This window comes from Pseudomonas sp. GD03875 (assembly GCF_029840585.1).
GTDB lineage: Bacteria > Pseudomonadota > Gammaproteobacteria > Pseudomonadales > Pseudomonadaceae > Aquipseudomonas > Aquipseudomonas paralcaligenes.
This window is the reverse complement of sequence record NZ_JAOCCV010000028.1, coordinates 25,111-50,331: the sequence shown is the minus strand read 5'-3', so window position 1 is coordinate 50,331 and position 25,221 is coordinate 25,111. Positions and strand designations below refer to the sequence as shown.

Genomic DNA, 25,221 nt, shown 5'->3' with positions numbered 1-25,221 from the left:
GCATAGCACGGTGCAGCAACTCAGCACTGAGGGAAGAGTGCGCAGAATATCGGCGCACACAATACGCACAACCGGAGCATCAGCAAATAAAAAAGGGGGGCTTTCGCCCCCCCTCTTTGTTACTGCAAGAATACCGTCTGTGCTTATTGCACGCTAACGGTAGACTTGTGTACCCAAGCACCAGCGTAGTTGGACAGCAGGCCGCCAACATCACCGTTCTGGATAGCGGTCATGGCAAAGCCAACTACCGGCAGACCCAGAGCCGAAACAGTGCTACCGGTGATGACGTTGGAAGTCGGGCTTGCCAACAGACCGATACGCGCCCAGCCGGTTTCGTGAGATTTCAGGTCAACATCGCGGCGAACAAAGCCGGCACCGCCAAGCAGGTTGCTGGCGATAGAGCTGTTGCCGAAGCCGATGATGTTAGCTTCGTAGCACAGAGCCACACCTTCAGCTTCCGGTTGCGGCGAGAAGTCGTCGCTCTCTACGAAGCCCGGCAGCTCTTCGCGGTTCCAGTAGTTGATGGTTACAGGCTCGCAAGCCTCAGAAATGGCGCTATTCCAACCAGTGGTGAACGGCGGCTGAGCGAGATACTGCACGCCACCCGGCACAGTTACACCCGGGGTGCCATTCACGTAGTGACGCTTAGTCGGGAAGGTAACAACCCAGTCAGTCTGAGCGTTCAGGCCAGCGCCTACAGCGTAGTCGTTGGAGATGCTGGTCTTGGCCAGAATGGCGCTAACTGCATCGATACCGTTAGTGAAGGTATCGGTGGTGCCATCCGGGAAGGCAGCAAAGTCCTCAGACTGAACGAGGCTCGGCAGGGTATCGCCCGGCTTGGAGTGAGCCTGAAGAGTGTTGAACTCAGCCAGAGCAACGGCATCGAAGCCGATTTCAGTGCCAGCTTCAACGTTCACGATGTTGGCGGAACCGTACAGACCACCAGTCGGTGCAGCCAGCTGCGCCTGAGTAGCGTAGTTGGCCGGCAGCCAAGCCGGGCTAGCGCCGGTGAAGGTGGAGGTGATGAGACCGCAGTTACCCGGAACGCCAGCTGCAGTGTGCTTGATGGCACCTGCGAGTGCACCAGCGTTAGTGATCGGGGAACCCTCGAACACACCCATTTCAATGACTTCTACGTGACCAACACGGGTACGCGCCGGACCTTTTACGGAGTCACCAGCGAATACGATATCACGGAAGTTGACACCCGAAGAGCTGACGGTACCCACGGTGCAGGAAGTGTCAAAGGTCTTCAGCTTGGCGCCGTCAGCGGTACGCTCAACGATACCGGTCCATACGTCTTCCGGGGACAGGTACAGGTTGAAGTCGAGAACCTCTGCCGAGTTCATACCCTCAACGAAACGCACCTTGACGGCTTTGGTCAGGTTGGTGGTGTTGGTTACGTGGATAGCGGTGTAGTTGCCGTTATCAGCGGTGTATACCGGATACAGCAGAACCTGACCCAGACCATTCGGGTCTACGTTCACTGCGTGAGCAGATGCGGCGGCACCCAGGGTAGCGGCCAATGCAACGGCTTTTGCCAAAGACGTTTTCATTTTGCAGGGATTCCTTTTTAGCCTGATTTTGACGTGTTGTTACAGCTTTTTTGCAAGAGTGCTTACAAAGCGCAGATGAATGCTATCGAGCCACATCCCCCATTGCAAGCCCACATCGCGATTAAAGTACGAAAAATTGCGGGGTTACGTCAACATTCGCAGGCGAAGCCAAGGTCGCCCCAGAGCCCCGAACAAGGCAGGCATCAGGATCAAAGCACATTCGCACCCGAGTTTTTTCATCAAAGGCCACCTATGAAAGACTGCAAGGGAGGCGCGCGCGAGATACTGAAGCGCCACAGAGGAGCCCCCCCCCCGCAAGCCCATTCAGCGCAAAAAATTAAGGGCTTATCTTCCTGAGGATGTCTCCCCACTCAGATAAGCCCCTAACCAACACGCGTCATCAAAGCTTTAGCTGCTGCAAGTGCGCTGTAGCTCTTCTAGTATAGGCATGCCCCCTCGGCAGCACAACCCAAGAAGTGAAATTCAAGCTGACCAGCCTTTATGAGCCTCTGCACCTATGGCGCCGAGGCGCACACCTCTTCTGACCAAGCCGCCGCAGGCCAATCTCCCCCTAAACTACCGCCAGTCACTCACCCCGCGTAGTACCCACATCATCGGTCAATGCAAAGGCTCTACCGACAAGAAGCGCTTGATACGGCGCTGCATATTGTAAGGCACACACGAGAGCAAACCGGCCAGCGGCGCCCACGCTCGAGCACGCAGTGCGATGAGGAGCAGCTTGCGACGCCATCCACTCTGATCAAGTGGGACCCACGGGGATCGCCCATGACGCCCCAGAAAGCCACTCCCGAACATGGCCACGGGAGGCAGACAAGAAGCAGTCAGATTTGCCGCATAGCACTCTCTATAGAAAGGCTGCGGCTCTTCCTGCAACCAAGAAAGAGGAGGCCTTTCAAGCTCACGCAGGCACTTATCAATTTTCGCCAGCTTCTCGAGCCAGTCCTCGGTCGATGCGTCGTGCGCAGAGAGCCAAGTAAGGGGGCGCCCCTGGAGACGCTCCGGCAGCGCCCCGATGGCGCTTGCCAGAATTGGCAACCCGGCCTCCAAGGCGGCACTCAGGGTATAGCTCCATGTCTCTGGACATCGCACAGGGAACCAGACCACATGGGGACGATGGCGCTCAAGCAACTCCGCGAGCTCGGAGTCGGAATATTTGCCGAGCAACTGGACACCACCACCCAGCGGCATATGAGCACTACCCAGCAGCATGAAGCTGATGGGCAATTTCCGACCGCGAGCCAACAGGGCTACATCACGCAATACTTCCATGCCTTTTTCACGCCCGAGGGCGCCCAAGCACAGCACACGTAGCGGCTCTCCTCCACTCAAACGCGGAGCAACAGGCGCAGGATAGGCACCAAAGATCTCTCTGTCTGGATGGGCGTGATAGCTACAAACCAACGACGGCAGCGACTCTTGCAGCCGGCGCTTCATATCTTCGCTGGGTACAAAACAGCGAGCTGATCGCGCAACCAGCGCCCGCAGCACAGTCGACTGCTCTGCATCGATCATCTCATAAGCTCCAACAGGTGCAGCGGCACCGATGTACCCCCCCTGCCGGCCGGTCAACGTAGGGCTGCCCTGAATGATGGTGTAATCATGCAACGTCAGGTCGAGATCCACCCCCAGATCCCCCAAACATCCCCAAACGGAGGGATGGAATCCCAAGGCGTGATGAACATGGATGCGACAGACTCCCATGCCCCGAAGAAACGCCGTTAACTCTTTGCTTTCATCTGGCAACTTGAAAACCAGACGATCACTCCACTCACTGGCATCCAGGGCTATAGATACCCCTCTCCGCCCAGCCATCGGGCGCATTACCAGGCTCCAGGCCCTTGAGCACGAAACCCCGACCAACTCTTTAACATGCCGCTCAACTCCACCACCGATGCGATGCAGAACCTGCAGAATCACGGGCAACCCCGCAGATCTGATGGCCTGCAGCGTCAAGGCGATACGCGGAATACAAGCAGGATCAAAGCGTAACCATCTAGCTACATCTACATCAGGGCCTCCGGCCCTACCCCCCATCCACTCCAAGGTTAGGCGACCTCCCCGATCAATACCGCCCGAACCCAAGCAACCAGCAAAAGCATCACAGGCAAGCAAATGGAGCAACCCCGGCACATGCACCTGAAAACCCAAACCAGACTCGCCGCCATACCCCAGGGAGAAGGAGAAATCAGCCCCCTTCATCAAATTGATGCATTGACCAGTAAGAAACAGGCAGGGCCCCATCCCGAGCGGCACCTCAAGATGAACCCCTGCATTGACCTCAGCAGCCGCAGCACCAAAGCGTGAAGAGACATTGCTGTCACAGCTCAAGGCAGCCGGCACACCATACAGCCCTGCACGACTGGAGAAGGGCACAACAACCCCCACGCCGAAGCGAGATCTTGCCGCGATCCGCAAGCGGTTAACCAAGCCGCCAGCGCAGTCCACGCCCGCATCCAGCAGCAGAACATCTCCCTCCTCTACCGCCATCAGAATGGACCTGAGCGACTCGACGACTTCCACTCCCTTTTTCCGCTCTACCAAGCGAAAGCCAGTAGACATAATCGCCTGCTGCAAATCTTCGGACCACCCCCCCCAGGAAGAGGCGCCATACTCTAGAACAACCTCCATTGAGGACCGGGCAGTACCTTCCAAACCCAGCCGAAACCCCTCAACACATCGAATGATCTGAGCCTCCTCTCCCCAGAGAGGAACGATCACCGTCAGTACCGAATCCTGCAGTACTGTGCTGACATCCTGCGCACTCGCCGATTCGACTTGATAAGAGCTGGCCATGCATTCCCACCTAAAACATTCTTGGGGCATTGTAATGCAGAGGGCATTCGAGGTCTGTCCCGCCACCCTATGCGCGCAGACCACTGGCCGACCGACCGCAAGCCCCCCTCTCCCGTGCGAGATAATCCAGAGCGGTCTCATATATCATCGACTGTAAAATTGCGGAATTTTCCACATGCAAACGAGAGAGCTGGACAGTAGCTGGCGCGACTGGATCGACCACAACATCAGCCGTGGGTGCTCCAAGGAGGGCATTCTAGAAATCCTCATCGAGAACGGCTTTTCACCGGAGATTGCCCGCCTGGCATTGAATGCTCCGCCCCCCATCAGTCCGCCGCCTTCCGCTCCACGCACGTATGCCCCTGAAGAAACGGAACTCACCCACGCCCTCGATAAGGTTCACGTTCCCTTTGCCGAAGTGATGGACACTCAAGAGAAGGCGGAACTCATGCGCGTGAGACGCTTCCTGAGCGAAGAGGAGTGCATCGAGCTGATCCTCCTGGCCAACCAGCATCTTCGGGCCTCGACGACAACGAACGATAAAGGGGAGTACGAGGGATTCAGAACCAGTCGGACCTGTGATCTAGGCCTCATTCGGCACCCGCTGGTGGAAGATATCGAGAGGCGTATCTGCCAGGTCATGGGCATTGACCCATCATGGGCAGAACCCATACAGGCACAGCGCTACGATGTAGGGCAGCAGTTCAAAGCCCATACCGACTACTTCGAGCCCAATACAGCCGAGTTCGAAACCTATGCCAGAGGCAGAGGCCAGAGAACCTGGACCTTCATGATCTATCTCAACACCACACAGGAAGGAGGAGAGACATTCTTTACCGCGCTGGAACAGGAATTCAGGCCAAGCCAGGGCGACGCGGTAATCTGGAACAATCTGCTTGCCGACGGGACACCGAACCCCAATACGATGCACTGGGGCAAGCCTGTCGTAACCGGCTACAAAATGGTGCTCACCAAGTGGTTCCGTGACAAGGGCAATAGCCCCATGTTCACCAAGACCCCCAATGAATACCTGCATCCGTATACCAAGTCCGGCTTTCTCAAGACGAGAGTCCCAGATGCGCTGTTTGGCAGGATTCTCGAATTCTATAAGAACAATCAGGCCACAACTGTGGACGAGCGGGTGCCTGGCTTCATTGATGCGGCTGGCGGGAAACCAGCCAGCGAACTGATCCCCCTGCCGGACGAGCTGAAGCAGGATGTGCACAATACTCTGCAGCCAGTCGTAGAAGCCTGGATAGGAACTTCAGTCGTACCGACTTTCGTGTTTGGCATCCGACGCTATCTTTCAGGCGCGGTGCTCAAGATGCACAGGGATCGGGGCATCACTCATGTAGCTAGCGCTATTATCAATGTCTCTCAAGACATTCAATCCGCTTGGCCCCTAGAGATAGAAGACCATTATGGACGCCACTACCATTTGACTCTCGAACCAGGGGATATGGTCCTGTACGAGGGAGCGAGGCTTCTTCACGGACGCCCGCTCCCGCTGGAAGGCACACAGGTTTCCAATATGTTTGTGCATTACAAGATACCGACGGCGCAGCCTTGAGACACGCCCCGAATGGGAAAGCGCTCGCCTCAGTGATGCCGCCAGAACAAAAACGCCGCGACTCTGCGAATGAGTTGCGGCGTTTTGTTAACTGAACGACATCAGACACCACCAGATACTCATTGCATCTGGACGTACCACCATTGGCCATCGGTCTTGATCCAGCGCTCCTCATTGACACGATCAAGCAGAAGCGGCTTCCCACCCTTGAGAGCCTGCTGTTTGCCTCGATAGAAATAGCTGGCCTTGACCTGCAGGACGCAGGCGTCCTCCTCACATTGCACATCCGACACCGACGCGGACTCCAGCCGAACCACACCACCGGCATAGCTGGCCTTGAAACGCTCCAGGGTATTGGTTGACCTGTAGCCAGGCGACATGAATGCATAGGCGCCCTCGAAATCCGCGGTTTTCAAGGCATCCATTCTCGCTTGCGAGCGCTCGGCCACTACGGTTGCATCGTCTTTTGGCTGAAAAGCGCTACAGGCGGTCAATGCCAGAAGAACACAGGAAACCCCAATAAAACGCGAAACCATCAAAACCTCCAATCAATATCCAACGTAGATTAAGGACGAGCTTCAAGCTCCGCCCTGAAAGAATCCGTCACGCCACGCATTTTCTGCTGGAACTCCTGACCAATACGCTCGAAGTCCTTGTATTGGGTGACCGCACGCGGACTAATAGTCACAAGCAACTCGGTACGCAGACCATTCTCGCCCTTGGTACCGAAAAGAGGCCCAATGATGGGCAATTTATGCAAGTACGGCACGCCGCCATCGGAATCATTCTGAGAGTCTTGAATCAACCCTCCGAGAATGATCGTATCCCCACTCTGAATGGCAACCGAGCTTTCCACGGTACGCTTGAGGAAGCTGCGCTGCCTGGTAACCTCATCCTGAGCGCCGACATCAGTAACCTCTTGCTGGATATCCATCAGAACCAAACCACCAGAGTTCACACGCGGCTTGACCTTCAACTGAACGCCAGTGTCCTTCAAGGTATAGTTCTGCGTACTGGTCGCATCGCTACCACTGTTGGGATATGTAGTAGTTCCAGTAGAGATTGGCTGCTGGGTACCGACTTGAATACTTGCTTCACGATTGTCCAGAACCAGAATGGACGGAGAAGAAAGCGACTTAACCCGAGATGTGCTGGAGAGCATATTGATGACCGCTCGCCAGTCCCCGCCTGTAAAGATATAGGAGAACCCCGGAGCACTCCGCCCGACAGTCCCCCCATCATTCATGGAAAGCCGGCCGCCGCCCATAACGTTATCCCCGCCGCCCGCGTGCGTATTGAAGAACCACTCAACACCATAATTGAGCTTGTCATTGAGGGTCACTTCCCAGATGGAAACCTCTACAAGGACTTGGGCAGGCGTCTTGTCTATCTTCTCAAGCGCGGAACGAATGCTCTGCCATTCTCTGGGTGCAGCCATGACCAGAAGGCTGTTGGTGCTTTCATCCGCCACTATTCGACTGCCAGCCTCGGTCGTCGTGCTGGTAACACCGCCACTCTTCGGGCTCTGCAGGGAAGAAAGGCTCGACGAACTTCCATCCTCAGAGCCAGCCTCCGCCTGCGTCAGACCAGGTGCGGTAGAACCACTGGTGGTCGAAGCCGTATCGCCAGTGGTCTTTCCACCAAAGATCTGCCCCAGCAAATTGGCAAGAACCTTGGCCTCACCGTTCTGAACGCTATAGACATACATTTGTGCAGACTGATCGCTACTGTCGTTCATACCCAGACGATCGAGTTGCTTGATCCAGCTGCCTATAGTGACGAGCTGCTCGGAGCGGGCAGCTATGACCATCACACTGTTTATCTCCTCCATCGCCACCAGCTTGGCCGCGCCCATCGAAGAAGAACCCTCTTCATTATTATTGCCAAGCAATGAATTGAAGCGCTCGACGACCAGCTTGGCATCCAGATTAAGCACTTCATAAATGCCAAAGGACATTCCCTTGAGGACATCCACATCAAACGTCTGCAGGGTGCGCAGGGCATTCTGCATCTGCGGCGCAGAAGCCCCAAGCATGAGGATATTGCGTACTGGATCGGCCCGAAGCACATTCTCCTTCATGCCCAACGGCTCGAGGATCTTCAACGCCTCCCCTGCCGTCAGATAGCGCAGAGGGACGATCTGCACCGAGTAGCCTCGACCGGTATCAGAACTTTTGGGCACCACCGGGGCATCCTTGCGCAATTGCGCAACCGGACCGATGCGATAAATCCCCCCGTCCCCCTTGAGCATCGCGACGCCCCTGGATTCAAGCAAGGACTCCAGCATCTCTATAAGGGCAGACTCAGGCACAGGATCGCTGGAAACCAGAGTGATATTTCCCTCCACGGCACCTTCGATCGTGTAGGGAACCTTGAGCATATCGCCCAGAACTGCGGCAACCACTTCCAGCATGGGCGCCGACTCGAACTTGACATTGACCAATGGCCCTCCCTGCGTCGACTGCTCGCGCCTGACAGGGGCTACATACTGGTTATCCCCCTTCTGCTCCAACAAGGTACGCCCCACCTTCGGAGGCTCATTCAAGGGCTCGTCATTAAAGACAGGCGGCGACTCCATATTGGTGCGAACGATCTTCGGCGGCTCCTCCTTCTTCTCAGGAGCAGATGGGAGCGCCGAACAACCGGCCAGAAGAAGTGCCGCACACAGAGCACTAAGCGGAAATTGAGCCGGGCGCCAAGTCAGCATATTGATCCTGTTCATTAATCACACTCTAAACTTCGAAAAGGGTAGCCAGTGAAGAGGCCGGGCTCCGCATCTGAAATCCGTTAATTACTCAGGCGTTCCAAATGAACCGCATCACTACGCGGCCGAGTCACTTCTACCTCTGTAATACGAGAGCCATTATCCATACTTACTTTGCCAGACTTAACAGAAGTCACTTTCCATCCGCCAGGCAGCTCACTTCCCACACTTACACGCACCACTTCACCTCCAACTGAAAGCAGAGCGAAGTGAGTATTTCCCTGCAAAAGGGTACCAAGTACCTTGATACCATCGGAGCTGGCTTCCACCACCTGAGATGAAGCACCCTCCTGGATCTCCAATGGCCTGCGTCCCACCCAAAACAGGGGACGCTCGATAACCACCGCCATATTGTCTTGCCCGACTTCCGAGCCATTCAAGACCGGCAGCTGAAACTCCGGAAGCAAAGGAACCCGGACAGACTCGCTTTCGGTTTTCAACCAGAGCAGGAAAGCCAACGCCAGAAAACATGCGATCAACACAAGCAAAAGCAGCGTGAGGCGAGTCTCGGAAAGATGTACTCGCTTCATTGCACATCCTCGGCAGCCGGTATAGGGAGAAATGCCAAAATGGAAACCTGAGCATCCACAGCCTGCTGAGCTCCCTCGCCGCGCCTGCCCCGCCTCACTGCGCTCGGCGTGATAAGAAGATCGTCCAGCACAAGGAGCGGCCTGCCCTGCTCCAGCATCTGCAGACTGGACATGACCGAGCCAAGCCCCCCGCCAAACTGGGCACGCACACCGACGACCATGTAGCCGTCTCTACGCTTGGCATCTATGGGCGCGATACTACGAACATCCGCTTCAGCCGACGAGATGACCTCGGATACTCTCCGTTGTATGGCCAGTTCGACGGCCGAGGCCGACATCTCTGGCGAATACACCCATTCGGACAATCCCTGCTGGGCAAATCTTTCGGAAGCGTCCTCCAGCTCATCGCGCGAATTGGCCAGAGCCTGCAGGCGCTGTAGCAAACGCCCATCCTTGGTCAATTCGAAGCTGTACTTGTCGTGGTGCTCCAGCAAAGGCCCTGAAACAACCAACACTGCAAATAAAATGACAACACACAGCAACAGCCAACTCAGCAGCGCCTGATATTTGCCGAATACGCGACTCATCGAGAATCACCATCCGCAAGCTGCTTGCTCACCACTCCCACCAACTGAATGCTGACGGCAAACTGATCGAGGCCCGTTTGGGCATTGCGGCTGACAGGTGCGGTGAAACGCGCATCGGAGAACTTCTCCGACTCATTGAGTCGTGAAATCAGATCGACAACCCCCTTGCCAAAACCATTTATGGTCAGATTGCTGCCTTGTATACGAAGGCTCGTGATGTAGATGTCGTCAGGCACCAATCTGGTGAGCTCGGCCAGAACCTCCGAAGGCAACGGCTGGCTGGCTCGCTTGGCAACGATATGATTCAACCCCGACAGACTGGCTTCCAGGTTTTCCTTGCGGGTCATCAGGTCTCTGACACTGGCAGTCAGAGCCGTTATTTCCTGCTTGCGCTCGATGACCAGTTGCCGCTCCTTCAATAGGGGGGCAATGGCCGCCGCCACCATGGCCAGGAGCAACAGAATGAGAAGCCAGCTGTTGAGATTCAGACGCCGCCACCAGCGCCCCGGCACCCGCTGACGACCGAACAGGTTCGCACCAGGCACATCCTCCACGCCCAGACGGGAAACGCGCAGACCGGTCGCCCTCTCTATCCGCTCGATGAGGGGGTCCGGGTAGGCGCATGGCACGGCGAGAATATCGACATCCAACTGATTCTCGACCTTTTCATCAGCAACGACGTCGTAGTAGAGCTTGTCGAGAGAAAAGGGAGTCAGCCTGGGCAACTGATAACCCACGACCTCTCGCAGAGTCCCTCTCGCCTCCGCGGGCAGCACCAGTTGTTTGCGCAACACCCGGTCCGCAGGCAGGACAAGCTCCAGTTGGGCGAGCGAGGACGAAGCACGGGGCGGGAGCAGCGATGCGCGGACATGCATCTCGTCGTCGCCCAGTGCATCCATGGCAAGACGAGCGACTTCGACCATCCCGCTCCGCTCAGGGCGATAGACGACGAGCCAGGAGCCCTCGACGAAAACGAGCACCCGCGGAGAGGGGCGCAGAAAATAATCGACGATCTCGGCCGCGCGCCCGGCGCTCAAGCCCTGCCACCACCAGCGCCCCAGACGGCCGATATCGATACCGAAGAGCGTCAGGCTGCCGACCTCAAACTTCATGCCAGTCAGTCCAGATCAAAACGGGCAGTATACTCATTCCAACGAACGATCCGATAGCCGTCCTTACCCTCGCCAAACATCACGGTCACCTCGATCTTGCGACGGTCAGGCCTCTCCCCCACCTCGACCTGCAGGCGGTACAAAGAGCCCCCCGGGGCCGCTGCCAGCTCTGGCGAGACATAGTCCGTAGCCCGAAAGGACTCGTCCGCACGACGATCAGACAGATCAGCCGCCCGATCGCCTGCCAGCACGCGCAGCAATGGCCATGAGGCAAACTCGACAGCCACGCCCTCGTGGGCACTGTCGACCGTAACCAGCGGCGCCAGACGATCGAGCAATTCGCGGTTGAAGCCAGGCAGCAAAAGCAACTCGTCTATCGAACGCAGTGGGGAGAAGGGAACCTCGGAACCATCTTCATCAGGCGGTAATCCCTGGCGGCGAGCGAGAATACTCTCGACCAGCATCGCCGAGTCGACGCCATCGGGGGATATCCCTTCCAGGAGCAGACCGAGCAGTTCGGGGGATGCTCCGGCAAGGCTGACATACGCCTCCTCCGGAATCATGCGAAAGCGTGCCCGGTCAGCCCCGGGCAACAGCAGGACCTGCCCGGGAAGTTCCGTCCACTGGTCGCCACCCAGACGATGCATGGCGCTCAGGTAGGCCAGCACGGCATCGGTGGCCGCCCTCCCCTTTGCGCGAATGATCAGCTCCGAAGAAACCTGCCTGTCCACTCGAACGGAGCTGCTGAACGCCGCCAGCAGCACGACCAGCAGAGCCAGCACCCAGAGCACGACGATGAGCACCGCCCCGCGCTCGCGACTATTCACTTACCGGCTCCATCAAGCTCACAGGAAGGACCAACTCGGGCCACCCCTTGCGTACACCGTCGACCCGAACCGAAACCAGCTGCGGCACCGAGCCGATGCGACTGAAGACATCGGTCCACTGACTGCCCGAGTCATCCCACTCTTCTGCCGGCCCGAAATAACGAAAGGTCAGATGCAGAGAAGAGCTGACGAGCTGCGGCTCCACGCTGGCAAGCAGATCATCTGCAGCCTTGCCTGCCTCATAAGGCGCGAATCGCACCCAGACCCCCGAGCCATCGCTGCTCAGCTCGAAGATATAAGGAATGCCTCCTGCGGACATGGACAGAGGAGCGACATAACGCATGCGTTCCGGCTCCCCGACAAAGGCGGGGGCACCCCGCCCGGAACTGTCGGGCGGAAACTCGGCAGGCAACAGCTGCCCGAGATGGCGATAAAGGAGGGCACTGAGCTGCCGCGGCTCCTCCACGGAAGCCGTATGCTGCTCCGCCAGCTGCCAGCTGCGAATGCCCGCGCGAAAACCACCAAACAGGACGACGACGAGCAGCCCCGCAAGCACCAGGGCGATGAGCACTTCCACGAGGGTGAAGCCACGCGCCGCCTTCATGAACCCGCATCCTGATTGGCAATACGCAGGCTCGACAAGACGAAGCGACTCACCCTGCCAGCGACACGCCAGCTGACAACGACCTGCACCTGGTAAAGGACAGCCCCCTGATCTCGAAGCTGCGGAGCGAACTCCCAGTCCATGGGCACGACAGCCACCTGCCACGCATAGCCCGCTTCGTCATGCCCCTGGTAGGAGCCTTCGACCAAGGGGCTGCTGATGCCGATCTCGGCTAGCCGGGACTGGGCCACCAGCGCAGCCTGGCTATAGCGATCCGCACGCGCCAGATTCGTCATGCCGTTGGAAAAGGCACTCAGAATGACGCTGAGGAGAAGCGCACTGATCAGGAAACCGACCAGAACCTCGAGAATGGTAAATCCACGCTGCCGCGTCATGAGTCATTCATCGTTCCGATCGATGGAAACACGACCGGTCAGCCAGTCCACATTGACGTTCATGTGGCTGTCCCCACGGGCCAGACTGAACGCACCGCCCGTGGAGGAGCCATCGGGGAAAAAGCGGATGCCAGCGACACCATCTTTCAACTCAGTCTCGGCAACGCGAGCATTGAGTGCGATTGATCCGGGGAGGGAGACCTGGCGCGCGCTACGCTCCAACCTGAACTTCTTGCCTTCGACATCCAGCAGCACTGCCGTACTTCGCTGCGCCATCACCGCTTCCGAGCGGGCCTTGCGCAAGGCCAGCTGCACATCTCGGGCAGCGTCGTCCAGCGAACCGCCCACGCCCTTGCTGATGGCGGGGACGACCACCGCCATGGCAAGCGCCAGGATGACCAGAACGACCAGCACCTCGATCAGGGTGAATCCCGATTCGGGCGCCCTGTGATCACTCCCAGCTGACGATATCGGCATCTTCGCCTTCGCCACCCGGCTGCCCATCGGCGCCGTTGGAGTAGAGGTCGAATGGGCCGTGCTGACCGGGAGCGCGATAGATGTAGTCATTGCCCCAAGGGTCCTTGGGAATGTTCGACTTGCGCAGATAGGGGCCGTTCCAGCGATCGACGCCGGAGGGGCGCTCGACCAGGGCACGCAGGCCCACGTCGTTGGAAGGGTAGCGCCCGACCTCCAGATGGTACATGTCCAGAGCCGAGGCCAGCTCCTGAACCTGCATGCGGGCCGTATCGCCCTTGGCACCACCGACATACTTCATTACCCGCGGGCCGACCACGGACATCAGCAGACCTAGAATGACAAGAACGACCAGAAGCTCGATCAGAGTGAAGCCGCGCTGGCGGCGCTCGATGGATTTCATCACGATTGCGGGATCCTCGCGTACAACGAATGGGGGGCGAAAAAGGCGGCTGGCCCAGGCCGGGTATGACTGCACCCCGTCCCGTCGGTTCCTTGCCGTGCCTGTCGAAAGTCGCGGATTTTCTGAACGGAAGATCATCCGACCAGATCGTTGACGCCCAGTATACCTAGCAGGATAGAGATGATGATACCGGCGATCATCACCCCCAGACTCAGGATCAGGGCGGGCTCCAGCAGCGCCAGGAGGCGCTTGATCACCGAACTCACCTCATCCTCGTAGATGCTGGCGACCTTGAGCAGCATGTCCTCCAACCGCCCGGTTTCCTCCCCGACCTGCACCATGTGCAATGCCAGGGTGGGGAAGCGCCCGCTCTCCAGAAGTGCACCGCTGAGGGAGCGCCCCTCGCGCAGAACGGCGCTGGCGTTGTCCAGATCCTTGCGCAGGGTGCGATTGCCGATTACCTCGCGCGCAATGACCAACGCATTGACCAGCGAAACACCGCCCTGCAGCAGGACGCCCAGCGTCCGCGCAAAGCGACTGGTGTCGATATTGCGCACCAGATCGCCGATCAGCGGCCAGGTGAGGCTACGGGCGTCCAGCTTCTGGCGCAGCCCTTCGTCCTGCCACAACTTGAGCGCTCCCCAATAGAGCCCGCCGAGCAGGAGCAGCACCAGCCACCACCAGCTCGCCATGAAGTCGCCGAGGTTCATCACGAAGCGAGTGGGGCCGGGCAACTGCCCTCCCATGTCCGAGAACAGGTCGGAGAAGCTCGGCACTACATAGGCCAGCAGGAACACCAGCGACAGGATAGCGACGGTGAACAGGATCGCCGGGTAGGTCAGCGCCGAAAACACCATCTGGCGCATGGCTTTCGCCCGCTCCAGATACTCGGCCATCCTGGTCATCGACGACTCCAGGGAGCCACTCGCCTCACCGGCCTTGATCATGCTGATGTAGAACGGCGAGAACTCCTTGCGCTCGGCAAAGGCGTCCGCCAGCGTCCGCCCCTTGCGCACGGCCGCCCGGATATCGCCGACCATCTGCTTGCCGGTTTCGTCGGCAAGCTCCTCAAGGATGCTCAGGCTCCTGTCCAGCGGCAGACCGGACGAGAGCATCACCGACATCTCGCGCGTGAAATGCAGGACCCTATCGCGATCATTCATGCGCCGACGGCGAACCTTGCCCGGCCCTCCGCCCTGGGCAGCATTGGCGGCGACCCTGGTCGCCGGCTGGATGCTCAACGGCACCAGGCCCTCGCGCGCCAGCCAGTCCGCGACCTCGGATACGGAAGCCTTTTCAGCCAGCCCGTCTACGCTCTTGCCGTTGCGATCGAGAGCCTTGTACTTGAATTGAGCCATGGCAAGCCTTCGGTTAGCGGCCGGGTTGGGCTACGCGGAGAACTTCCGGGAGGGACGTCAGCCCCTGCAGGACCTTGAGGAAACCATCTTCGAACATGGTGCGCATGCCCTGCTGCCGTGCCACGCGATAGATCTGCTCGCTGCTGGCATGCTGCAGCACCAGGTTACGCACTTCATCGTTCATGATCAGCAACTCGTGTATCCCCATGCGCCCGCGATATCCCGTATGCGCACAGGCATCGCAGGCTCCCGCCGTCCATACCTCGACGCCACCATGGGAATCCTCCGGCAGCAAATGGGCAACGCCCATGTGCTCTATTTCTTCACCACCGATGTGGTGAGGCTGTCGGCAATGCGGACACAGCACGCGGACGAGCCGCTGGGCCATGATTCCGTTGATCGTGGAGGTGAGCAGATAGTCTTCCATGCCCATGTCGAGCAGGCGGGTCACACCACTGGGAGCATCGTTGGTGTGCAGGGTGGTCAGCACGATATGGCCGGTCAGGGCAGCCTGGATGGCGATGCCGGCCGTTTCCTTGTCGCGCATCTCACCGATCATCACCACATCAGGGTCCTGACGCAGGATGGAACGCAGGGCACTGGCGAAATCCAGACCGACCTTGCTCGCCGTCTGGATCTGGTTCACACCCTGGATCTGGTATTCCACCGGATCTTCGACGGTGAGTATCTTGCGGTCGACCGTGTTGAGGCGCGACAGCGCCGCATAGAGCGTCGTGGTCTTGCCGCTACCGGTAGGCCCGGTGACGAGAAAGATGCCATTGGGGCGCTCCAGCACCGATTTGAAGTCACGCAGGACGTGCTCGGAAAGCCCGATGCTCTCCAGGTCGATCGTCATGCTCTGTTTGTCCAGAATACGCATGACGACGCTCTCGCCGTGCATGGTCGGCACGGTGGAGACCCGTAGATCGATGGCCCGGCCCTGCAGGCGCAACTGGATGCGACCATCCTGGGGCAAACGGCGTTCCGCGATATTCAGCTTGGCGAGGATCTTCAAGCGCGAGATCACGGCCGGCGCCATCGCCGCAGGTGAGTTTTCCACTTCCTGCAGAACACCATCGATACGCAGACGGATGATCAGGTTGTGCTCGAAAGGCTCGATGTGGATATCGGATGCCCGGCTATCGAGCGCTCTCGAAAAGATGCCGTTGACCAGGCGTATGACTGGCGCCTCGCTGGCCATGTCCCGGAGGCGCTCGACATCGTCGACATGGGCACCGAGACTCTCGTCGCCGGCATCGATCTCGCCTTCGGGCCTCGCCGCCCCTGCGCCATAGAGGCGCTCGTAGGCATTCTCGAGTTCGGAGGCCAGCGCGAGCACCGACTCCACGCGGCGTCCGGTCGCCATGTTCAACGACTGCAGGACATATTCGTCGGACGGGTCCAGCATCGCCACCAGCAGGCGCTCGCCATCGTCGGCCAGCGGCAGCACGTGCTGCTCGCGCATGAACATCGGCGAGATCAGGTCCGCGCCGACGACCGGCTCACGGGGATAGTCGTCAACACCGATCAGGCGGTAGCCGCAATGCTCCACCTGGATCGCGGCGATATCGCGCTCGGACACCATGCCGAGGCGGACGAGGATGTTCCCGAGCTGTCCGCCAGACACCTTCTGGACCTGGATGGCCCGCTGCAGATCGGACTCGGCCAGCTTTCCCGCGGCTTTCAGCCAATCGCCCAACTGATCTTTCACTTGCAGACCTCTCGTAACCGTCGTCGTACAGGGCACGCCATGAGCGCATCAGCACCCGCTCGGGCAGAGCACCATATTCACGCGCGCCAGAGCACTCGTTTGATACTGCCTTTCCAGCTTGCAGGAACCCTGTTCACCAGTCCATGCGTCCAGCGCCATCCCAATACGCGCTGCAGAACACGCAGGATAATGGGGAAGCGGGCCGTCGGCAGCACCTGTTGCACAACGCCCAGATGCGACCAGCCTGCATGCAGACGCTCCCACTCCACCTGAGCAGGAGAGACTGGCGCGGGAGATACCACGACATAGTCGCTGCCATAGCGGAAGCCATCGGCAGCCGGCAGCCAACTTTCCTGCGGCTCCGGCGCGCGATCACTCTGTATCCGCTCGCGAATCTCCAGCAACAGCGACATCATCGTGGCGGCGTCCTGATCCGGCTCGACCAACCAGCTCCACGGCCGACCCGCCAGGCGTTCAGGGAACGCGCCGATGGCGGAAGCCACAACCGGTAGCCCTGCACGCATGCAGATAGACAGCGTGTAGCTGTAGGTTTCCGGACAGCTGCCAGGGAACCAGACCACATCGGGACGCAGCTCATCCAGCCATTCGTCTACCCGCTCGTCTTCATAGGCTCCATGCACATGCAGATTGCTGACAGGGAATGAAGAAAGGTGGCGATAGGCGAAACCCAGTAGATGAAACTCGACAGGCGCTCGCTGACGGCGCGCCTCCAGCGCACACGCTTCCAGCAGGTCCGCGCCCTTGAAGACGCTCAGCGCACCGAGCACCAACACCTTCAGTGGGCGCTCGTCCTCCAGCGGACGTATGCGGACGAGTTGAGGCAAATCATGCTCGTGCGATACATGGATGAAGTGCGCATCCGGGAAGTAACGCTTCATGCGACTCAGACTGTCGGCGCTCGGCACGAATACGCGCTCCGCCCCATTGAGCAAGCGGGTGCCGAACACCCGCCACTCGGCGATTTCAGCACCGCCCGGAGCCGGCCGGCGTTCCAGGCAGGTGTTGCAACCCGCCTCGTCAGGCGCGCCGCAGTAGCGCCCTTTCTCATCCGCCAGCGTGACCTGGGGACACGCCAGATAATAATCATGCACGGTAACGTCGTACGGAACGCCGAGCTGCTCCGGCAGCAGGAGAAACTGCAGATGCACGCCGATGGTGTGATGGAAGTGAATGCGCGATACACCCAGGTCCCGCAATGTCTCCAGCAGCAACTGGAAATCGCGCCCCGGCTCGAACAGCAGACGCGCGCGCTTGCCACCATTCAGGGGCCCCAGGGAAATGCACCCGCCCTCCTCCTGAGGCCGTAGCAGATAGATTTCTGCGTGCTCACCCACTTCATCCGCCATATCGAGCAGATGTTTTTCCGTACCGCCGCCACGTCCGTGGTTGATCATCAGAACCACCGGCCGACCGCTCTCCCGGGCACGGAGCATATCGATCGCGAATCGCATATGAGCGGCGGGATCTGCCGCGATATGCTCTCGTATCATCAGGTCGTAACCGGGATAGAGGCGCGTGAGCGCCCGGTGTCCGATCCGCTGGTTCTCGCTCTGAGTCTCGGCGAAGCTGACGCCACCCTCGTGATAGACGAATACGTCGCCGCACAGCACATGGCGCCAGCCACGGCCAGCCGAGCGCATGCAGAACTCGTTTTCCTCACCGTAGCCCTTGCCGAAGAGCTCCTCGTTAAATAGCCCACAGTCGTCCAGGCAGTCACGACGGATGTACATGCAGAAACCGACCGCAGTAGGAATATCGACCCGCTGCCCGGCATTGGCGCGCTGACAGAGGGCATCCATCGCCGCCGTATTCATTCCTTCCGGCAGGTCGTTGTCCTGGCAGAACACGGGATAGCTGCAAATGGTGGCGCTGTTGGAGAAGGGCGTGACCGACGCGATGCGCGCATGCTCGTAGGCGGCACGCTGGATCCGGTCGAGCCAGTCGCCGGCCACCTCGGTATCGCTGTTGAGCAGCAGCACGTCGCGCTCGGGGTGCAGTGTCATGCCGCGATTGACCGTGCCGACGAAGCCCAGATTCCTGTCATTGCGCAGCAGCGTGACCCGATCGGCAATCGTATCCAGCCAGGCCACCAGTTCGGGCTCGGGACTGGCGTCCTCGATCACGATCACCTCGACCTGGGTCGCCAGCGGCTGCGCCAGAACGCTCTCGATGCAGCGGCGCGTTTCCTCGAGGCCACGGTAGACCGGGATGATGATGTCGACTTGCGGCGCGGGTGCCGGCTGCCAATCCACCTCGACAACCGGGGCAGGCACCTCGACCACGCGCCGTGCCTGGCCCATCAGGCGCATCAGTGCGTTGCGGCCACGCCACAACCGACTGTTGCCGATAAGCCACAGGCGCTGCTCGACCTGTCGCCGCTGACCCTCGACATTCGCCAGGGCATCGCGCAGATGGTCCAATTGTTCGGCCAGCTGTGCCCTGCTCGCCCGCTCGACGGCCAGTTGCTCCGCTCCAATAGCGAGTTGACTGTCCCTTTCGTCGATATGCCGGTGCGCCTGTTCGAGCGTCGCGCCCAAGGCATCGCGCTGCTGGTTGTACTGTTCGAGCAGACTGTCCCGCGCTTCGACCACACGCCGCGCCTCCCCCAGATCGGCCCCCAGGCTCTCAAGCTGCGCCTGGGTCCGCTCCAGCGTTCTACCGGTACGTAGCAGGGCGATGGAGTCACCCAGGGCATGGAACAACCGGACGACGGGCTGAGGCTCCGCGCTGGCCGCTTCGAGGAAACGCAGGACAGGTTCTGGAACAGCTCGCCCCACTGCCAGCACGCCAAGACCGAAGCCATAGGGAAACTCGAACGAGGGATAGGATTGCTGCAGCTCCCCCCACAGACGCCATACCGCAAAATCCCCATGTCGCACGTTGGTGTCGTGGAAGAGCACGACCCCCCGCTCACTCATCTTGGGCAGCCATGTCTCGAAATCGTGACGCACCGCCTCGTAGGTATGCAGGCCATCGATATGCAGGAGATCGACACTGCCATCGGCAAAATGCTCCAGGGCATCATCGAAGGTCATGCGCAGCAGGGTCGAAAAACGGCTATAGCGCGGGTCGTGGTAGCCGCTCAGATCGGCAAAAATATCGTCACCGTACAGTCCGGCCTGACTGTCTCCCTGCCAGGTATCCACGGCATAGCAGCGCGTCGGCAATCCCTGGCGAACCACACCCTGGCAGAAGGCACTGTACGAATCGCCCTTGTGCGTGCCCAGCTCCACGAAAACTCGGGGCCGAGCCATGTCCAGCAATGCAAAGGCAAAGGGTATATGGCGATGCCAGGAACTGATGTCCGTCAGACGCTCGGGCATCTCGGCCGCGGCGGCACAACTCAACAAATCAAAAGGCTGCATGCAATCTCGATATATCAGGAAACGCCGCAAACATGCGGCTTAACCACGGAAGTTTCTGTTTTTCGTAGGCGCCATCGCCCCGCTCGATAGGGCGAAAGCATACCCCTGGAGCGCATGGCGGAGATACCTAGAGAGTAAGCCATCGCCAGGGCTCAATCCGCAGCCCGACCTACAGAGCAGGCCACGCCCTCGAGCTCGAACAGTCCGGTCAGACTGGGCGATGCCTGGGAGCGAAATGCCAACGCGTCATGTATCCAGTGATGCTGCACATGCTGCTGCTGGGTGCCTGCCCCCAGGGCGACACTGATGGTGTAGTCGCCGGTGGCCAGCAACGGCAGATAGAACTCGAAGGCGACGTTGCAGCGGCTTCCCGCGCTGAACCGCTTCCACTCGGGCAGCAATGCAATGCTGTTTTCGCCGCAGATGGCCTGGCTCAGGCGATCCTTGACGAAAAAACCGAGAATCGGAGAGAGGATTTCGTCACGCGCACTGCACTCGATCTCGAGGCGCACTCGCTGCGCACGCTCGAGAACGGTCACCTTGTTGCCCGCCGCATCGAACAGGCTGCATTTCTCGATCCGCCCGCCCCCCAGACCAAACTCCTTGTCCGAGACAGGCACCAGCTCGGCGGAAGACTCGGTCTGCTCCGCCAGGCGGTCCTCGTAGAAGGAGCCCAGGTAGGCATCACTGACCGTCTTGGCCTCGCCGAATCGCTGCATCCTACCACCGTCGAGCCACAGCGCCCGCTCGCAGAGATTGATCACGGAGTGGGTGTCATGGCTGACGAAAAGCAGCGTGCCCTTCTCCGCGAAACGCCGCAGAAAACGCAGGCACTTCTGGGTGAAATAGACGTCGCCCACGGCGAGGGCCTCATCTATCACCAGGATGTCGGCATCCAGGTGGGCAATCACCGCGAAGGCCAGACGCACGAACATGCCGCTCGAATAGGTCTTTACCGGCTGGTCGATGAAGTCGCCGATTTCCGCGAAGGCGAGGATGTCGGCCATGCGGGCGTCGATCTCCGCCCGGCCGAGGCCGTGGATCGCCGCGCTCATGTAGACGTTCTCGCGCCCCGTGAACTCGGGACTGAAGCCCGCGCCCAGTTCGAGCAGCGCCGCGATACGCCCATTCACCCGCACCTGCCCGGTCGTGGGCGTCAGGGTGCCGCAGATGATTTGTAGCAGCGTCGACTTGCCGGCCCCGTTGCGGCCGATGACGCCCAGGGTCTCTCCCTTGCGCACGTCGAAATCAATGCCCTGCAAGGCATGGAACTCCCGTCCCATACGGCGCCTGGAGCCGAACAGCAGATGTGCCAGGCGCTGCGCCGGAGAACTGAACACGTGGTAGGTCTTGCTGATGCCTCGCAGCGAAATGGCGACTTCAGAGGACATCGGCAAAACCTCGGCGAGTGCGCCTGAAGAACAACCCGCCCAAGAGTGCGCATGCTAGCCCCAGCGCTAAATAGAGCAGATAGTCGCCAACGGAGGGCAGATGGCCGGCCAGCACCAGCGCGCGCATCATCTCGATGGCGGGTGTCAGGGGGTTCAGGTAGAGCCAGCCCTGGTAGGCCTCCGGCAGCGCCGACACGGGGTAGAACACCGGCGCCATGAACATCATCACCGTGATGAAGACCGGGATGATCTGACCGATATCCCGCAGGAATACACCAAGGGCCGTCAGGAACCAGGAGACGCCCAGCACAACGAGCACCAGCGGCAGCATGACCAGCGGCAGGACGATCACCTGCCAGTGCACGAAGCCCTGGATCAGCAGCTGGGCCACCAGCAGCACGGCGATGCTGATCGCGGAATGGAACAGCGCCGACACCAGCACGACGGGCGGCAGTATCCAGAGGGGGAACACCACCCGCTTCACGTAGCTGACGTATTGCAGCATCAGCCCCGGCGCCCGACTGACGCATTCGGCGAAGAATCCATGCACGATGATGCCGGCGAAGACGTTCATGGCGAAGCTCGCCTTGTCATCGCCACCAATGCCCCAGCGGGCCTTGAACACCACGCTGAACACGAAGGTGTAGACCACCAGCATGATCATGGGCGACAGCAGCGACCACAGGATGCCCATGACGGAGCCGCGGTAGCGAGAAGCGATCTCGCGGCGCCCCAACTGCATGATTAGATAAAGTATGTGCATCATCGACGAACAGTCGCAGCCCCAGGGGCGGAAAAATCGCCCATTATCGGCATCCCCGCCCCCAATGCAATGCCCGCCGCCGGAAGGTAGGGGCCATCCTCCAGCCCGAGCACGCCGTGGCGTGGCCGCCGATCAGCCGCGCCCGGGGAAATAGAAGGGTTTGACGATGCCGTTGAGGCGCGAATAGGGGATGAGCAATTCAGGATGGCCGCTGGCGTAGGGTGCGATGCGGCCGACTTCGTACTTGAGCATCACCGAGCCGCGCAGCATGGCGACGTTGGCGGTGCGCTCGAACGGCCAGGTGGCCTGGTAGTCGGTGTCCTGGTCCAGCCCGCTGGCCTTGAGCCAGGCCTGGTGGGCCAGCTCCGCCTGTTGCCAGAACGCCTGCAGGCCGTCCGGCAGCAGCAGGTCGTCCAGGCCCAGTATCCGATTCAGCTGGCGGTCGTAGTTCAGGTAGGTGCGTCCGGGGATGCCGTGGGCACCTCCGGTGAAGCGGTAGCTGGACAGTTCGATCACCACCAGGCGGTCGTGCTGCTCCAGCACCTTGGCCTGCAGGTAACTCATCCAGCCCGGCCTGGCCGTGGCCAGGAAGTCCCGCTCATAGGCCTGCAGCGAGGCTGGCGGCGGGTCGCCTGGCAGCTCGATGGTCAGCTTGAGCAGCTCCCGCTCGATGCGCGCATTCAGCTCGGGCAGGCCGTCCAGCTGCTGCAGATCGATATTGACCAGCGGGCATTCCTTGCCCTCGCAGCCCGGCGTGCGGTGTTCCCAGGCCTGACGGGTGGTGGGCAGCGACGACGTGGTCTTGCCGGTCGACTGGCAACCGCTCAACAGCAACGAGAGACACAGCAGGCCGGCAATGGGGATGGGGCGCATGGACTTTCCTCGGGGACGACGACGGGCGTTTCGACTGCGCGCCGCCACGGGCGTTCCCGGGGCGGCGGCGGCCATTGTCGCCGGCCGCGCGGCGCCGTCCAAGCCCGTCTTCAGAGGCTGAAGTCGCGGCGCACCTGCAGATAGACACGGTCGCGGTCGTCGAACTGGCCGTACTGGGTGGCCTGGCCGCCACTGAAGCCGATGTAGCCCGCCTCCAGGTACCACTGGTTCCACGGCCGATAACCGAGGTTGGCCTTGACCATGTGACTGCTCTGCGCTTCGCGGTGGTAGAGCCAGAGGATGCCGGCGTTGAGGCGCTGCTTGGACCAGTCCTTGAGCACCGCCGCCGAGGCCTCCCAGCCGGTGTCCCGCTGCAGGCTGTCCGGCGCGCCGTGGCGATGGCTGACCGTGGCCTGCAGGTTCACCGTCCACTCGTTGCGGGTCAGGTCGAGGCCGAGCAGCGCCGCCGTCCTGGGCACATTGTCGGCGCCTTCCGGCGTCTGCAGCGGCTCGTGGAACAGGTGCACCAGGTCGCCACGCACCACCCAGTCGCCGGCCGGCCGGGCGAACGAGGCGCCGACCAGGCTGCGCCGGCGCTGCTGCTCGACCAGCCGCCCTTCCTTCTCTACGTAGAGCGGGTCGGGGCTGAGGCCGTCGAACAGGTAGAAGTCCAGATCGGTGCCGTCGATGAAGGTCTTGCCGCGCCAGCCGATATCCGGCCGCTCGTGCGCGTCGTCCTCGGGCAGCCCCTCCGGCCGCTCGGCGATGGCGAAGTCGGCGCCAGCCGGCGCGTGGCGGGTGGTCCGGGTCTTCGGCGCGACGACGAACTGATGCTCCAGGCTGTCGCCGTAGATTTCCACCACCGCCATCGGCCGGGTCTGCCGGCCGAGGGAGTAGTCGTCGATGTAGGGCAGCAGGAACTCGCGCAGGTCCAGCGGATTGAGCACGTCGACCAGACGGAAGTAGTCGCCGCGACCCCAGGCGATCTGCTGTTGACCGATGCGCCACTGCCAGGCATCACCGGCCCAGGTGAGGTACAGCTCGCGCAGGTCCTGGTCGGACTTCATGCGGTCTTCCAGCTTGCCGCCGGCATCGTCGTACTGGCTGCGGTAGCGGCCGAGCAGCACGCTGTCGAGGGTCCAGTTGCCTTCGCTGACGCGACTCTCCAGCAGCGCCTCGATGCGGTGCCCGGAGCTGCTGGCGCCGGTGGTGCTGTGGTGGTAGCCGTCCTCCACGTGGCCGCGACCGCTGAAGGTCACAGCCACGGCGGGCAGGCTGGCCAGACTGCCGAGCAGGCCGATGAACACTGCGCGCATCAGCGAATCCCGTTGCGCAGGGCGCGTTCGCTGAAGTTCTGGTCGGCCAGGTCCAGGTTGTAGTCGGCGGAGGTGCGCAGCAGGCGGGTCTGGCCGCCCTCGACCAGATTGCTCATCAGCGACTCGTTGACCGTCCAGAAGCCCTCCACTTCGGCTACATCCACCACCTCGAAGGTCTTGATCTGACGATCACCACGAAAAAAGTCATCGCGCAGGATCAGGTTGCGTTCGCGGTCGACGTAGACCAGGCGCTGGCTGTAGCCGGTGCGCGGATTCTCCAGGCCGTCGGCGGTGCGAGCCTCGATCACGTAGACCGGACGGCCCTTGTGCTCTTCCTCGCGCAGCAGTTTGTATTGGTAGTCGTCGACGCGCATGCGCTCGATGTCGGCGAAGGAGAAGTCGGTGCCGAGGAACGGGCCTTCCTTGGAGTTGGTGGCGATGCGCCGGGTCTTGCGCAGGGCCGGCAGGTACAGCCACTGGTCGTCCTCGCGGGCCTGGGCCTCGGCGTAACTGTGCATGAGGATGCCGGTGCCGGCGGTGTCGCTGGGGGCGGTGAAGTACAGGGTGGACTTGCGTTCCTCGCCGTACTCCTTCTCCAGCATCAGCAGCTTGCGTTCGCGGACGAAGCCGTCGGCCATGGTCTGCACCAGGGTGACTTCGGAACGGCGGTCCTGACCTTCGTCACGGTCACGCACTGAACGCATGATGGCGGTGGGGTCAAGGGCCTCGGCCAGCACCGGGAAGCTCAGCAGCAGGCCGAGGGCGAGTGGGGTGATACGCATTGGGA

Annotated in this window: 21 protein-coding genes; 1 reads left to right on the top strand and 20 read right to left on the bottom strand. The window is 60.5% G+C overall.

Annotated features, from left to right (window positions below):
- Positions 1 to 143: 143 nt before the first annotated feature.
- Together N5D30_RS20365 and N5D30_RS20360 are read right to left on the bottom strand one after the other, a co-directional pair.
- Complete coding sequence (locus tag N5D30_RS20365; RefSeq protein ID WP_279910445.1) at positions 144 to 1,556, bottom strand: hypothetical protein; 1,413 nt, start codon at positions 1,554 to 1,556, stop codon at positions 144 to 146.
- Between the two features lie 618 nt (positions 1,557 to 2,174).
- Entirely contained in the window at positions 2,175 to 4,370 is a 2,196-nt protein-coding gene (locus tag N5D30_RS20360; protein ID WP_279910444.1) for a glycosyltransferase, read from the bottom strand.
- Between the two features lie 175 nt (positions 4,371 to 4,545).
- Between N5D30_RS20360 and N5D30_RS20355 the strand changes: the two genes are divergently transcribed.
- Complete coding sequence (locus N5D30_RS20355) at positions 4,546 to 5,940, top strand: 2OG-Fe(II) oxygenase (RefSeq protein ID WP_279910442.1); 1,395 nt, start codon at positions 4,546 to 4,548, stop codon at positions 5,938 to 5,940.
- A gap of 119 nt (positions 5,941 to 6,059) precedes the next feature.
- On the opposite strand, the gene N5D30_RS20350 is transcribed toward N5D30_RS20355, so the two are convergent.
- The 18 genes from N5D30_RS20350 to N5D30_RS20265 form a co-directional block, all read right to left on the bottom strand.
- Positions 6,060 to 6,476: a hypothetical protein gene (locus tag N5D30_RS20350; RefSeq protein ID WP_279910441.1), complete on the bottom strand. Its 417-nt coding sequence runs from the start codon at positions 6,474 to 6,476 to the stop codon at positions 6,060 to 6,062.
- 29 nt (positions 6,477 to 6,505) lie between these two features.
- Positions 6,506 to 8,662: a type II secretion system secretin GspD gene (gspD, locus tag N5D30_RS20345; RefSeq protein ID WP_279910440.1), complete on the bottom strand. Its 2,157-nt coding sequence runs from the start codon at positions 8,660 to 8,662 to the stop codon at positions 6,506 to 6,508.
- A 65-nt stretch (positions 8,663 to 8,727) separates the two neighbouring features.
- Positions 8,728 to 9,234, bottom strand: coding sequence for a hypothetical protein (locus N5D30_RS20340; RefSeq protein WP_279910439.1), 507 nt, complete (start codon positions 9,232 to 9,234; stop codon positions 8,728 to 8,730).
- Positions 9,231 to 9,821 (bottom strand): type II secretion system protein GspM, encoded by a 591-nt coding sequence (gene gspM, locus N5D30_RS20335; RefSeq protein ID WP_279910438.1) that lies wholly within the window; start codon positions 9,819 to 9,821, stop codon positions 9,231 to 9,233. Before gspM ends, N5D30_RS20340 begins: the two co-directional genes overlap by 4 nt.
- Positions 9,818 to 10,933, bottom strand: coding sequence for a PilN domain-containing protein (locus N5D30_RS20330; protein WP_279910437.1), 1,116 nt, complete (start codon positions 10,931 to 10,933; stop codon positions 9,818 to 9,820). Before N5D30_RS20330 ends, gspM begins: the two co-directional genes overlap by 4 nt.
- 5 nt (positions 10,934 to 10,938) lie before the next feature.
- Positions 10,939 to 11,760 carry a type II secretion system protein GspK gene (locus tag N5D30_RS20325; protein ID WP_279910436.1) on the bottom strand — a complete coding sequence of 274 codons (822 nt, stop codon included), beginning with the start codon at positions 11,758 to 11,760 and terminating at the stop codon, positions 10,939 to 10,941.
- Positions 11,753 to 12,364 (bottom strand): prepilin-type N-terminal cleavage/methylation domain-containing protein, encoded by a 612-nt coding sequence (locus N5D30_RS20320; protein WP_279910435.1) that lies wholly within the window; start codon positions 12,362 to 12,364, stop codon positions 11,753 to 11,755. Before N5D30_RS20320 ends, N5D30_RS20325 begins: the two co-directional genes overlap by 8 nt.
- Entirely contained in the window at positions 12,361 to 12,759 is a 399-nt protein-coding gene (locus tag N5D30_RS20315) for a type II secretion system protein (RefSeq protein ID WP_279910434.1), read from the bottom strand. The genes N5D30_RS20320 and N5D30_RS20315 overlap by 4 nt, the downstream gene beginning before the upstream one ends.
- Positions 12,760 to 12,762: 3 nt before the next feature.
- Positions 12,763 to 13,236, bottom strand: a complete 474-nt coding sequence (locus tag N5D30_RS20310; protein ID WP_279910433.1) for a GspH/FimT family protein — start codon at positions 13,234 to 13,236, stop codon at positions 12,763 to 12,765.
- Positions 13,211 to 13,627, bottom strand: a complete 417-nt coding sequence (gspG, locus tag N5D30_RS20305; protein WP_279910456.1) for a type II secretion system major pseudopilin GspG — start codon at positions 13,625 to 13,627, stop codon at positions 13,211 to 13,213. Before gspG ends, N5D30_RS20310 begins: the two co-directional genes overlap by 26 nt.
- Positions 13,628 to 13,770: 143 nt before the next feature.
- Positions 13,771 to 14,994: a type II secretion system F family protein gene (locus tag N5D30_RS20300; protein ID WP_279910432.1), complete on the bottom strand. Its 1,224-nt coding sequence runs from the start codon at positions 14,992 to 14,994 to the stop codon at positions 13,771 to 13,773.
- Positions 14,995 to 15,007: 13 nt separating this feature from the next.
- Positions 15,008 to 16,705, bottom strand: a complete 1,698-nt coding sequence (gene gspE, locus N5D30_RS20295; protein ID WP_279910431.1) for a type II secretion system ATPase GspE — start codon at positions 16,703 to 16,705, stop codon at positions 15,008 to 15,010.
- A gap of 77 nt (positions 16,706 to 16,782) precedes the next feature.
- The gene (locus N5D30_RS20290) at positions 16,783 to 20,091 is read right to left on the bottom strand and encodes a class I SAM-dependent methyltransferase (protein WP_279910429.1); all 3,309 of its coding nucleotides are present in this window, start codon (positions 20,089 to 20,091) and stop codon (positions 16,783 to 16,785) included.
- A gap of 152 nt (positions 20,092 to 20,243) precedes the next feature.
- Positions 20,244 to 21,482: an ABC transporter ATP-binding protein gene (locus N5D30_RS20285; protein WP_279910428.1), complete on the bottom strand. Its 1,239-nt coding sequence runs from the start codon at positions 21,480 to 21,482 to the stop codon at positions 20,244 to 20,246.
- Positions 21,472 to 22,248 (bottom strand): ABC transporter permease, encoded by a 777-nt coding sequence (locus N5D30_RS20280; protein WP_279910427.1) that lies wholly within the window; start codon positions 22,246 to 22,248, stop codon positions 21,472 to 21,474. Before N5D30_RS20280 ends, N5D30_RS20285 begins: the two co-directional genes overlap by 11 nt.
- Before the next feature lie 129 nt (positions 22,249 to 22,377).
- Positions 22,378 to 23,118 (bottom strand): RsiV family protein, encoded by a 741-nt coding sequence (locus tag N5D30_RS20275; protein ID WP_279910425.1) that lies wholly within the window; start codon positions 23,116 to 23,118, stop codon positions 22,378 to 22,380.
- A gap of 110 nt (positions 23,119 to 23,228) precedes the next feature.
- Positions 23,229 to 24,434: a DUF1302 family protein gene (locus N5D30_RS20270; protein ID WP_279910424.1), complete on the bottom strand. Its 1,206-nt coding sequence runs from the start codon at positions 24,432 to 24,434 to the stop codon at positions 23,229 to 23,231.
- Positions 24,434 to 25,216 (bottom strand): outer membrane lipoprotein-sorting protein, encoded by a 783-nt coding sequence (locus tag N5D30_RS20265; protein ID WP_220814658.1) that lies wholly within the window; start codon positions 25,214 to 25,216, stop codon positions 24,434 to 24,436. The genes N5D30_RS20270 and N5D30_RS20265 overlap by 1 nt, the downstream gene beginning before the upstream one ends.
- Positions 25,217 to 25,221: the final 5 nt, after the last annotated feature.